The following is a 12278-nucleotide window of genomic DNA, read 5'->3' as shown; positions in this document are numbered from 1 at the left end:
GATGCAAGGCGTTGGAGAGAAACGAACATGGCCGCTATCGATACCCTGCAAGTCTTTCAAGCCCTCAACCGCTCGCAGAACGCACGCCTTGTGCACAGCGCCGAGCTCGGTGACGGCTTGTCTGCGGCCGTGTGGACCAACCACCACGACGCCCAGGAATACCAGGCGCCGAGCCATCACACCCTGTCCTGTTACATCGCGGGTGGCACCGGCACCTTTCGCCGTGACCAACCCGGGCAAAAGGGTGGGCCGGACAAGCTGTGCATCCTGCCTGTCGATCACCAGTCCGGCTGGGTGATCAATGGCGACATTCGCCTCGCTCATCTGTATTTCAGCGCCGAGCAATTTGCCCTGGGTTGCGTCACCTTGCTGGATCGCGAGCCGCGAGAAATGCAGTTGCGCGAGCAGACTTTTCTCGAAGACCCGCAACAGGCGCGGCGCTTTCGGCAGTTACTGACGCTCAATTGGGATGAACCGGCCGAGCGCCTGCTGACCAGCAGCCTCGCGCATGAATTGATCAGCCATACCTTGCTCAGCCAGGTCGGGGCCCGTCAGGGCTTGCGCCTCAAGGGCGGACTGGCGCCCCATCAGCGTCGACAACTGGTTGAGTTCATCGACAGTCAGTTGGCCGAACCGATCAGCCTCGGGCAACTCGCCGGGCTGTGCGCGCTGTCGGAATACCACTTTGCGCGGATGTTCCGTACCAGTTTCGGTTTGCCGCCGCATCAGTATGTGCTGGCGCGACGCTTGAGCCGGGCGCGGGAGTTGTTGCGCAGCACGGCGTTGCCGCTGGGGGAGATTGCGCTGGCGTGCGGATTTGCCAGCGCGAGTCATTTCACCAACCGGTTTCGGCAGGTGCTGGGCGGGACACCGGGGGAATATCGGCAGGCGTTTTTGCGTTAACGCCGAGACTTTTATCGCCTGTTATGACCTCTTCGCGAGCAGGCTCGCTCCCACAGGTGCACACATGTCCAATGTGGGAGCAACTTACTCCCACAGACGAACACATTTCCAATGTGGGAGCGGGCTTGCTCGCGAAGAACGATGACGCGGTCAGGGATCAGAACTCCAGCGTGCTCGACAACGAAATCTGCCGCGAATCACCCATCGATACAAAGAACCGGCTCGCCGCCGAGGTGTAGTAAGTGCGATCGAACAGGTTCTTCACATTGAGCTGGAACTTGACCTTCTGCCCTTCGAGCCTGGTGTCGTAAGTGGCAAACGCGTCGGCCACGGTGTAGCTCGGCAGGTCGAAATCATTCACCGCGTTGCCCGCTCGCTCGCCGACGTACCGCGCCCCGGCGCCGACCCGCAGTTGATCGCCACCGATCACGCTGCCGAAGTCATACACCGCTGACAAGGAGCCGCTGTTCTTCGCCACGTTTTGCAGGCGATTGCCTTTGTAGTCGGGGTCTTCGGTGACTTCGGCGTCAGTGTAGGCATAGGCGCCGATCATGCTCCACCGGTCGCTCAGTTGGCCGGTCAGGTCCAGTTCCAGCCCCCGGGAACGCACTTCGCCGGCGGCGCTGTAGATCGTGGTCGGGCCTTCTGAGTTGGCCACCAGCACGTTGCGTTTCTTGATGTCGAACAGCGCGATATTGCCGGTGATGCGCCCCGGCATGTCCAGCCGCGCGCCCAGCTCCCACGACTTGGCTTCTTCCGGCGCAATGCTGCCGTCGAGCACAGTGCTGCTGCCGCTGAGCGGGGCGATGGTCGAGTTGGGTTTGAACGATTCGGTGTAGCTGCCGTAGAACGAAAGCTCGTCGGTGTAGCGATACACCAGACCGGCGCGCGGCACGAATTTCTGCCCGTTACTGTCGGTGTTGGCCTTGAACGGCACGCCTTTGCCGGCGTACTGGTCGTACTCCTGGAAGCGTCCACCGGCGACCAGGATCCACTGGTCGTTGAGGTGGATCGAGTCCTGCAGGAACACCGAATCGCTGCGCAGCAGATCGGTCTGTGCGCTGTCGGCCGGGCTGACCGTGGTGCCTTCGACTTCACGGCCATACACCGGATTGACGTAACTGAAGGTGCTCAGGCTTTTCTGGCGGATCAGGTCGGCGCGGTAGATCTTGCGGTACTCGTCGTCGACGCCGAACACCAGGTCATGCTGCATGCCCAGCAGATTGACCTTGCCTTCGAGGCTGGCGGTGGTGAAGCGGTCGGTGCTGATCGCGCCTTGCGTGCCGTCCATGCTGCGGGTCAGCGTGCCTTTTTTGGTGTCGATGGCGGTCACGCGCACTTGGCTGGCGTCGTAGGTTTCGCGGTTCCAGCTGTAGCCGAAGTGGGCTTTCCAGTCGTCGTTGAGTTCGTGGTCGGCCTCGAAGTGGTAAAGGTCGGAACGGCCTTCCATGTCGTTGAACGGCTCGTCCAGACGCTCGTTGCGCGAGATGTCCAGCGGATGGTTGGTGCGTGGATCGATCACCGTGCCACGGTCGAACGGCGTGAGGAACTCGCGATGTTCGTAGCCGAACGACAGCTTGGTGCGCTCGCCGAACCAGGCCAGCGACGGCGCGATCAGCGTCTCGCGGTGGGTGCCGTAATTGCGCCAGTAATCTTCGTCTTCGTGATCGAGCACCAGCCGATAGGCCAGCCCGGACTCACCGATCGCACCGGTGCTGTCGAAAGTGCCGCCGCTGCCATTCTTGCCGTCGCCGTAGCTCGAGCCGCGCAGGGTCAGGGCGTTGTATTGGGTCAATTCCGGCTTCTTGCTGACCAGGTTGACCACGCCACCCGGGTCCTGGATTCCGTAGAGCAATGACGCCGGGCCCTTGAGCACTTCGACACGATCGACCGTGGCGTTCATGCCGCGGCCCTGCACGATCGGCATGCCGTCACGCATGATCGAGCCGTTGCGGTTGTCACCGAAACCGCGGGTCATCACCGAATCCTGAGTGCTGCCCAACGTGTTGCCCTGGGTGATGCCGCTGACGTTGGCCAGCGCATCGTCGAGATTGCGCGGAGCCTGATCGCGGATGACCTGAGCCGGGATCACGTTGACGGTCTGTGGGATCTCCTGCAGCGAGGCCGAGGAGCGCATCACCGAACTGGTTTCCGGCGGCTGGTAGCTCATCGACTCGTCGCGCATCGAGCTGATGGTGGTGGCGCCGAGATTGAGCGTACCCTCGGTGGGTTGCGGCTCCAGCGCCAGGGTGTGGCTGTCGGTACGGCGGAAGGTCATGCCGGAGCCGCTGAGCAAGCGTTGCAACGCTTGTTCGGCGCTCATCTGGCCGCTGACGGCCGGGGCGTCAATGCCGTAAGGCGCTTCGTCGGTGTAGACCACGCTTTGCCCGGTAACGCGGCTGAAGTCGCTCAGGGCTTGCGGCAACGGTTTGGCACTCAGGGAGAAATTGAACTGCTTTTGCGCAGGGCTGCTGACCGTATCAGCGGCGAGCGCCACGCTCATCGGCAACAGCGCCAACGCGGAAAAACTCAATGCCGAAACGCCCAACCACTGTTTGACCGAACCCGATTTTGCCCTGGACTTCATTGCTCAATGACCTGTGTAGAACCGCAACGGATGCGAATGACTCGCAGTTTCAGTCACTACACGGATGGGGCTGTGGTTTACCTCACCACAATTTTGAAAATATTTTCAGAACGTTGTGTTGTCGGGTCTGGCGCCTTCGCGAGCAGGCTCACTCCTACAGGGGAATGCACTTCAAATGCAGGAGTGAGCCTGCTCGCGATGGCACCAGTAGCGTCAGCGCAAAATGATCAGATGCCCCAGAACCTGATGCTGCTCAAACCCCAAAACACCCTGCAAAGAACTCAAAACAACCTGCGGATCCTTGCTCGGAAAACTCCCGCTGACCTTGCGCGCGCCCAATTCATCGTTGAGCAACACTATCCGCCCCGGGTAGTAGCGCCGCAAATCCTGCACCACCTCGGCCAGCGACGACTTGTAGTAATTCAGCCAACCCTGACGCCAGGCCATTTGCGCCTCGCTGTCCACGGCCTGCAGTGTTCCTGCGCGGCCCTGCCCGTAAGCCACTTGTTGGCCGGCGGTGAGAATCTGCTGTTCAACGTTGCGATCCGCCGTCACGCCAACGCGTCCGGACAACACCGTGACCCGCGCGCCATGCGGTTGCAGACGCACTTCAAACTGCGTGCCGAGGACCTGCGCCTGACCTTTTTCAGCCGCAACCACAAACGGCTCGCCGGTGTGCGTCACACTGAAAAACCCGGCGCCACGACGCAACTGCACCCGCCGCTCGCCATGGCTGAAATCCACGGCAATGGCGCTGTCGGCGTCCAGCGTGACTTGCGATTGATCGGCCAGGATCACTGTGCGGATTTCCCCCGGTGCCGAGACGTAATCGGCACCCAGATCATCAATCCAGCGCTGCGGCTGCCATCCCGTGCCGAGGCTGATCATCAGCAACAGACACGCGGCCATCGCCAGCGCACCCGACCAGCGCACCAGCGGTGAGCGACGCGGACGATCCATCGCACTGAGGTAGCCCTGCAACGCAAACGCTTCTTCATCGGCCAGGGTGCGCGCCGGGCTTTCACTCAATTCCCAGAGCACCTGCGCCTGAGCATAGGCTTCGGCGTGGGCCGGATCGGCGCGCAGCCATTGGCTGAACGTCAGTTGATCGCCGGTGCTTGGGCGGTCGTGCAACAGGCTCAGCCAGGCGAGCGCGGCGTGTTCCTGAGCGGGCGTCGGGGTGACGCGGTCGGTGTGCTTCACGGTGCTTTCCCTGGCAGGCGTGGCGCGGGTTCGCGCAGGCTGGCCTTGCAGGCCTCGAGGGCGCGCATCATATGTTTTTCCACGGCGCTTTGGGACAGGCCCATGGCCTTGGCGATGTCCGCGTACTTGCGGCCGTGGATGCGATTGAGCAAAAAGATCTGCCGGGTACGCTCGGGCAAGGCGCGCAACGCCGCTTCGACATGGCGCAAGTCATTGCCCGCTTCAAGTGCGGCTTGCGGCTCGCTGCCGTGGCTGTCCGGCTCGTCCGGTTGCCAGCCCTCGTTGACCCGCACCCGCGTGCCTTCGCTGCGCAAATGATCGATGGCAATGTTGCCGGCGCAACGCAAAAGGTAGGTGCTGAGCTCCTCGACCTGCACCAGCGGCCGACGCCAGAAGCGCAGGAACAGATCCTGCACCAGATCCGCCGCCGTGGCCCGGCAGCCGACGCGCCGGTTCACCAGCGCTTCCATCTGCGAGCGCTGCGACAGGAACACCTGGAGGAAATGCGCACGCGCGCCGTGTGGCTCGTCGTCGCGCGATTCCGGGGGATGACCGATCAGCATGTTCAGCACTGCGCCCAGGCGACGACCGGAGTGGCCAGCAGACAGAGTGCCGCCAGCATCAAGGCCAGTTTCGGTCGGTATGGCATCAGCAGCACCAGCGCCAAGGCGCTGCACATCAACACCGCGAACCAATCGACCAGGCCGAAGCCCCAGCCATTGGCAGCCACCGCAGCCCACAGTGAACAACCGAGCATCAGCCATCCGACAAGTTTCAGATGTCGTGCGCGTCGGGCCGAAGGTTTGTGGCCCAGCAATTCATCGTGGTGGCGCGGCATCGACAGACACAACGCGGTGAACCCGGCATAGCACAGCAGAAGCGCCAGCAGCATCAGTGGCTCCCCTGCTCAAGCGTGTTGGACCGGGCCGCTGCGCGAGGGGAGTTTTTCACCCGCACGCTGTGGCTCGCGCGCTGCATTTTCCAGGCGGCCCACGCCAGGAACAGACCCGCGCCGAAGCAGGTCAGGTCGAACCCGGCCAGTGCCCAGTCACCCTGCGCCAGCGTGACGCCAAGGTGATGCGCGGTGGTCAACGCATTGAGCAGTGGCACGCTGATGAACAACACCGCTGCCAGCGTCAGTTGCTCGACCCAGGCCTTGCGCCCCGGGCGCAGTAGCGCGTGGAGCACGCTCAAGCTCCAGGCGATGAAGAACCCGTTCACTTCCCAATCCGCGCGCCCGCTCAAGCTCAGCGGCAACAGACGGTTGCCCCAGAAGAACACCGCCACCGCCACAACCAGTCCGGCCATGCTGGCGATGTTCAGCACTTCCACCAGCCGCAACTCGAACGGCATCACGCCGCTCTTGGCATGCTTGAGCTGTCGCTTGCCGAGCCAGATCACCAGCCCGGTGCCGATCATCGCCGTGCCGGCCAGGCCACAGATGAAGTACAGCCAACGCAGGGTCGGCCCGGCGAAGTGGCCGATGTGCAACCCGTAGAAACCTCCGGCAATGGTCATCGGCAACGGCTTGTCAGGCGTGGCACCGAGCATTTGCCCGGTGACGCCGTTGAAGGTCACATCGCTACCGTATTCATAGGCGATCTTGTCGGAACTGGCGCGCGACACCTGCACCGAGGCATTGGCGTCCCCCGGATTGATCACCGACACACGTGTGGCGTGGCCACCGGCCCAGTGCTCACTGGCGCGAGCCAGAAGCGGCGCGATCGGCGGCAAGCTCACGGGTTGAGCCGCACGCTCGGGAATCGGCGTCTCTGGAAACACCTCCTCGTAAAACGCCCCGAGGTTGTTGCCGTAGGACGCCAGAATGCTCGCCGGCATGACCATCGACATGAAAATCACCAGGCTGCTGTAGGTGATCATCAAGTGAAACGGCAGCACCAGCACACCGACCGCGTTATGCCCGTCGAGCCATGAACGCTGGCCCTTGCGCGGGCGGAAGGTGAAGAAGTCCTTGAAGATTTTCTTGTGGGTGATGATCCCGCTGATCAGCGCGACGAACATCACCATCGCGGCAATCGTCGCCAGCCAGCGGCCCCACGGATAGGGCATTTGCAGCTGAAAGTGGAAGCGGTAGAAAAACTCGCCGCCCATGCTTTCCCTCGGTTGTATTTCAGCACCGGTCTGCGCATCGAGGGTCTTTTGCGTGAAGCGTCCACGTTTACCGGGCTCGGCGGGAGCGTCCTGCCAACGCACGGATAGCGCGGGATCACGGGCGTTCGGCAGATCGATCAGCCAACGCGAGGCATCAGGGGCGTGCTGCTGCAGATAACCTTGCGCCAGGCTCAGGCTGGCCACTGAGTCGATCGCATGCGCGGGGATCTCCGGCTGCATCCAGTGGCTGATCTCATCCTTGAAATAGGCCAGCGTCCCGGTCAGGAAAATCGCGAACAGCAGCCAGCCGAACACCAGGCCGGTCCAGGTGTGCAGCCAGGCCATGGCCTGGCGGAAACCTTCTTTCATGCGTAGCCCAAGCCCCGCGCAGCACCGGAAACTGTCGCCAGAATCACGCTCGGCACCAGCAAACCGACCCACGCCGACCACGCCGTGCGACAGGCGAAACACCAGAGCACTGCGACCAGATAGACCAGAAAGGAAATGGTCATGCCGGTCACCACCGCTTCGGCGCGGCTCAACGGCAGCCACAGCGTCAGAGTGACACTGGCCAGCGCCGCGACCAGATAGCCGCCAAACACCGCTGCCAGCACCCGTGAGGTGACGGCCAGACGATAGGACATGGGAAGTGAGGCGAGTTTGCCTTTCATGTTTCGACCCTGAAACGAAAAAACGTCCGGCCGACAAGCCGAACCAACAGGCGAGCAATATTAATGATAAATATTCTCATACGCAAAAGCATCTGATTGCCGGGCGACCATGCGCCCCCATACAATGCGAACAGTTCTTGTTCTCTAACGCGTGTCGCATGCGCCCGGAGTAGTACCGTTGCCATCCGTCCATCCCGTCGAATCGCTCTACCACGACCACCACAGCTGGCTCACCGGCTGGTTGCGGCGCAGACTCGGCTGCCCGGACAGCGCGGCGGATCTGGCCCAGGACACCTTCATTCGTGTGCTCAGCGCCCGCGAGCCAGCGCTGATCATCGAGCCGCGCGCCTTCCTCACCACCCTCGCCAAACGCGTACTGTTCAATCATTACCGCCGCCAGGACCTGGAACGCGCCTACCTCGAAACCCTGGCGCAGATGCCGGAAGTAGTCGCGCCTTCGGAAGAAGACAAAGCGATCATTCTGCAAACCCTGATCGAGCTGGATCAGTTGCTCGACGGCCTGCCGCGCCTGGTCAAGCGCGCCTTCCTGCTGGCGCAGGTCGATGGCCTGACCTACCCGCAGATCGCCGCTGAACTGGACATCTCGGTGGCCACGGTCAAACGTCATCTGAACAAGGCAGCGATGCGCTGCTACTTCGCCCTATGAGCCGCGTCCCGGATTTCTCTGCACAAGTGGCCGAGCAGGCCGTGCACTGGCTGATGGAAATGCAGCAAGGCACGCTGACCCCGCGCCAGCAACAGGCCTGGCAACAATGGCTGGACGCGCACAGCGAGCATCGCCGGGCGTGGGAACACATTCAGCGGGTCAATCAGCGCTTGCGCGGTGTGTCCTCGCCGCTGGCACATGCGGCGTTGAACGGGCCGAAATCCAGCAGCCGCCGTCAGGCGCTGAAACTGCTGCTGATTCTCGGCGCGGGCTCGGCCGTCACCTGGAGCGTGCGCGAGCACAATCCGCTGCCGGCGCTACTCGCCGATTACCGCAGCCCGGTGGGTGAGCGACGTACGGTGGCGCTGGGCGCAGGTAATCAGTTGCAGCTCAACACCGCGAGTGCGGCGGACGTGGATGGCGTACAACGGCTGATCCGTTTGCGGGAAGGCGAGATTCTGCTGACGGCTGCACAAGCGTTCGAAGTACACACGGCACAAGGTGTGTTGAAAACCCAGGCAGCCCGACTCAACGTGCGGCAATTTGCCGATCGCACGCAGGTGGCGCTGTTCGAGGGTCAGGTCGAACTGATCAGCCGCGAGCGCGCGCCGATGCGGTTGCCCGTCGCCCGTCAGTTGAGTTTCAGCGCGACGTCGATCAGCGAAACCCAACCGCTGGACGCCAACAGCGGCGCCTGGGCCGATGGCATGCTGGTCGCCGCGCACATGCGCCTGGGCGACTTCCTCGAAGAGCTCGGCCGTTACCGTCGCGGCCAGCTGCATTGCGATGCAAACGTGGCCGACCTGCTGATCTCCGGCACGTATCCACTGGACGACAGCGAACGCATTCTGGACCTGCTGCAAATCAGTTTGCCGGTGAAGGTGCGGCGCTTTACCCGCTATTGGGTGAGCGTCGAAGCGCGGGTTTGAAACAAGATCAAAAATAAATGAGCCGTTTTTCAGATCTGGCGTGACAGAGAAGGAAAGCCCCCTTGATACAACCTTCTCAGGATCATCGTTCATGCACCCCACCCGCCTCACGCCACTGGCCCGCAGCCTGCGCAATCTCGTCCTGGGCGCCAGCCTGAGCTTCAGCGCCCTGCCCGTTTTGGCCACCGAAACCAAGGCTTACCACATCGCCCCGGCGTCGCTGGAAACTGCCCTCAACCAGTTTGGTCGTGAGGCGGGCGTGCTGATTTCTTTCGGTTCACAGATCACCAGCGGCGTGCAAAGCCGTGGCCTGGAAGGCAGCTACACCGCCGCACAAGGTCTCGACGCACTGCTCGAAGGCACCGGTCTGCAAGCCCGCGCCGAAGGCAACAATGCATTCAGCCTGCAACCTGTGGCCGACACCGCACTTGAGCTGGACACCTCGAAAGTCGTTGGCGACTGGCTCGGCGATGCGGCGCAGGTCAACGTCTTCGAACATCCGGGCGCCCGCGACGTGATCCGTCGCGAAGACTTCGAACGCCAGGGCGCGACTCAGGCGCGGGACGTGCTCAACCGCATCCCCGGCGTCAATGCCCCGGAAAACAACGGCACCGGCAGCCACGACATGGCGCTGAACTTCGGTATTCGCGGCCTCAACCCACGGCTGGCCGCGCGCTCCACAGTGCTGATGGACGGCATTCCCGTGCCGTTCGCCCCTTACGGTCAGCCGCAGCTGTCGTTTGCGCCGATCAGCATGGGCAACATGGATGCGGTGGACGTGGTACGTGGCGGCGGCGCGGTGCGTTACGGCCCGCAGAACGTTGGCGGCGTGGTCAACTTCGTGACCCGCGCCATTCCCGACGAGCCGACGGTCAAGGGCGGTTTCCAGACCGAAACCAGTCCGTCGTCGAGCCATGACGGCTTCAAGACCAGCGCCAACCTGCTGGCCGGCGGCACCCACGAAAATGGCCTGGGCGGCGCCTTGCTGTACTCCGGCACCCGTGGCGGCGACTGGCGCGAGCACAGCGACACGGAAATCGACGACCTGATCCTCAAGGGCAAATACCAGCTCGACGAGGCCAACAGCTTCAATGCCATGGCCCAGTATTACGAAGGCAAGGCCGACATGCCTGGCGGTCTCAATGTTGCCGACTACGACGCCGACCCGTACCAGTCGACCCGTCTGAAAGACCAGTTCTGGGGCCGCCGGACGATGTTCAACTTCGGCTACCGCTATCAGGAAGATCGCCGCGAATTCACCGCCAACACCTTCTTCACCAAGACCCTGCGCAGCGGCTATCTGGATCAGGGCAACTTCCTCTCGCTGTCGCCGCGCGAGTATTGGGTGCGCGGTTTCGAAACCCGTTTTGCCCAGGGCTTCGATCTCGGCCCGACCAGCCATGAAGTCGGCGTCGGTTATCGCTACATCAACGAGGCCGGCCACGAGTTGCGCTATCGCACGCCGATCAGCAGCAACGAATACCCGACCACAAACAGCCGCAACGACCGCGATACCCGCGGTGGCACCGAGGCCAATGCGTTCTTCGTCGACGACCGCATCGACATCGGCAAATGGACCATCACCCCGGGCGTGCGCTACGAAATGATCGAGTCGCAGCAAACCAACAATCTGACCAACGTCAAATACAAGGGTGACTACAACACCGCGTTGCCAGCGCTGAACGTGCTGTATCACCTGACCGACAGCTGGAATCTGTACGCCAACACCGAAGGCTCGTTCGGCAGCGTGCAGTACAGCCAGATGCCCAATCGCGTCAGCAGCGGCGAAGTGAAGCCGGAAAAGGCCCGTACCTGGGAACTTGGCACCCGCTACGACAACGGCGCATTGCGGGCTGAGATCGGCGCGTTCCTGATCAACTTCGACAACCAGTACGAAAGCAACCAGACCAACGATTCGGTGATTGCCCGCGGCGAAACCCGCCATCAGGGCATCGAGACCAGCGTCAACTACGCGTTGGATGACTTGAGCCCGGCGCTGGCCGGTTTCGATGTGTACGCCACTTACGCCTATGTTGACGCGACCATCCGCGAAGACGGGCCGAACAAAGGCAATCGCGTGCCGTTCTCGTCGAAACACAAAGGCACGATTGGCGTCGGCTACACCCAAGGGCCGTGGAAGCTCAACTTCGACAGCAGCTTCCAGAGCGACCAGTTCGCCGACAACGCCAACACGTCCAGAGAAAGCGCCGACGGCAGCACCGGCAAGATTCCGGGTTACATGCTCTTCAGCAGCCGCGCCGGTTACGACTTCGGCCCGCAATTGTCGGATCTGAATGTGGCGGTAGGCGTGAAGAACATCTTCAACACGCAATACTTCACGCGCTCGTTCGATGACAACAACAAGGGCAAGTATGTGGGTGAGCCGCGCACGGTGTATGTGCAAACGTCTGTAGCGTTTTGAGGATTGAAAAGCCCCTCACCCTGACCCTCTCCCATAGGGACAGGGAACTGATTGCGGGATGCTTCAGAATTCATCGACCTGAAGGAAATGTGCCGAATCTGTAATCGACTGGGTCGTTCAGGTTGACGAGCCTCTTCACACACCTTGGTCGGCCCCCTCTCCCGGAGGGAGAGGGCTGGGGTGAGGGAATGCCTTTCAAGCCCGACCTGAAACCACCTCATCGCCAACAAAAAACGGGCCTGCATTCGCAGGCCCGTTCTTTTTGGGTGGCTTATGAAATCAGCGCATCAACTGTTGATCGCTGCCTGTTCATTCTCGTCAAACTCTTCCGCCAACAGCTTGTCGTTGGCCTTGCCGGTGAATGGCACCACAGCGGCACGGGGTTTACCTCGCAGCTTGCCGAAAAGGTGCTCCAGTGCGTGCTCGAGTTTTTCGGCTGCACCATCGATTGCCTGTTCCAGCGAATCGGCTTTATGGGTGACGGAAATCGGTTGATGGCCTTTTGGCCGCGCTTCCAGTTGGCAGCGCAAGTCATGGGGACCTGGTTTATCGCCGTTCTCGTCGCTCAGGTGGACTTCGACACGGGTCAGGTCTTCTTCATAACGGTCGAGCGTGCTCTCAATGGTTGTACGTACCCACTCCTCCAGTCGTTTACTGCTTTGAATATGGTTATCGCTGTTGACTTGGATTTGCATAGTTCATCCCTTATTTCAGCTAGCTCGCGAGAGGCCTGAATTGAATTTCCTGACCTCTTGGTTACAACAATCGGCCCGACTGACGAACA

General features: G+C 61.8%; 11 protein-coding genes. 4 read left to right on the top strand and 7 right to left on the bottom strand.

Going from position 1 to position 12278, the window contains the following annotated elements:
- Positions 1-27 precede the first annotated feature (27 nt).
- Positions 28-903: a helix-turn-helix domain-containing protein gene (locus AC0J41_RS02975; protein ID WP_025109389.1), complete on the top strand. Its 876-nt coding sequence runs from the start codon at positions 28-30 to the stop codon at positions 901-903.
- A gap of 157 nt (positions 904-1060) precedes the next feature.
- Here AC0J41_RS02975 and AC0J41_RS02970 read toward each other — a convergent pair whose 3' ends face one another.
- The 6 genes from AC0J41_RS02970 to AC0J41_RS02945 all read right to left on the bottom strand — a co-directional run bounded on the left by AC0J41_RS02970 (position 1061) and on the right by AC0J41_RS02945 (position 7476).
- A complete protein-coding gene (locus AC0J41_RS02970) occupies positions 1061-3490 on the bottom strand; it encodes a TonB-dependent siderophore receptor (protein ID WP_473014522.1) in 2430 nt (809 codons plus the stop codon).
- Positions 3491-3703: 213 nt separating this feature from the next.
- A complete protein-coding gene (locus tag AC0J41_RS02965; protein WP_473014521.1) occupies positions 3704-4693 on the bottom strand; it encodes a FecR family protein in 990 nt (329 codons plus the stop codon).
- Positions 4690-5256, bottom strand: coding sequence for an RNA polymerase sigma factor (locus AC0J41_RS02960; protein ID WP_029977467.1), 567 nt, complete (start codon positions 5254-5256; stop codon positions 4690-4692). Before AC0J41_RS02960 ends, AC0J41_RS02965 begins: the two co-directional genes overlap by 4 nt.
- A gap of 2 nt (positions 5257-5258) precedes the next feature.
- Positions 5259-5585, bottom strand: coding sequence for a DUF3325 domain-containing protein (locus tag AC0J41_RS02955; RefSeq protein WP_473014520.1), 327 nt, complete (start codon positions 5583-5585; stop codon positions 5259-5261).
- On the bottom strand, positions 5585-7174 hold the full coding sequence (locus AC0J41_RS02950) for a PepSY-associated TM helix domain-containing protein (protein WP_473014519.1): 1590 nt from the start codon (positions 7172-7174) through the stop codon (positions 5585-5587). The genes AC0J41_RS02955 and AC0J41_RS02950 overlap by 1 nt, the downstream gene beginning before the upstream one ends.
- Complete coding sequence (locus AC0J41_RS02945; RefSeq protein WP_025109395.1) at positions 7171-7476, bottom strand: DUF3649 domain-containing protein; 306 nt, start codon at positions 7474-7476, stop codon at positions 7171-7173. The genes AC0J41_RS02950 and AC0J41_RS02945 overlap by 4 nt, the downstream gene beginning before the upstream one ends.
- 178 nt (positions 7477-7654) lie before the next feature.
- On the opposite strand from AC0J41_RS02945, the gene AC0J41_RS02940 reads away from it, so the two are divergent.
- The 3 genes from AC0J41_RS02940 to fecA all read left to right on the top strand — a co-directional run bounded on the left by AC0J41_RS02940 (position 7655) and on the right by fecA (position 11494).
- The gene (locus AC0J41_RS02940; protein ID WP_025109396.1) at positions 7655-8143 is read left to right on the top strand and encodes a sigma-70 family RNA polymerase sigma factor; all 489 of its coding nucleotides are present in this window, start codon (positions 7655-7657) and stop codon (positions 8141-8143) included.
- The gene (locus tag AC0J41_RS02935) at positions 8140-9072 is read left to right on the top strand and encodes a DUF4880 domain-containing protein (protein WP_473014518.1); all 933 of its coding nucleotides are present in this window, start codon (positions 8140-8142) and stop codon (positions 9070-9072) included. Before AC0J41_RS02940 ends, AC0J41_RS02935 begins: the two co-directional genes overlap by 4 nt.
- Positions 9073-9163: 91 nt before the next feature.
- Positions 9164-11494 carry a TonB-dependent Fe(3+) dicitrate receptor FecA gene (gene fecA, locus AC0J41_RS02930; RefSeq protein WP_473014517.1) on the top strand — a complete coding sequence of 777 codons (2331 nt, stop codon included), beginning with the start codon at positions 9164-9166 and terminating at the stop codon, positions 11492-11494.
- A 287-nt stretch (positions 11495-11781) separates the two neighbouring features.
- Here the strand turns inward: fecA and AC0J41_RS02925 are convergent, their stop codons facing one another.
- On the bottom strand, positions 11782-12189 hold the full coding sequence (locus AC0J41_RS02925; protein ID WP_025109399.1) for an HPF/RaiA family ribosome-associated protein: 408 nt from the start codon (positions 12187-12189) through the stop codon (positions 11782-11784).
- Positions 12190-12278 lie beyond the last annotated feature (89 nt).

The organism is Pseudomonas sp. Arb-4-2C (genome assembly GCF_055755015.1).
This window is presented reverse-complemented; position numbering and strand designations above follow the sequence as displayed.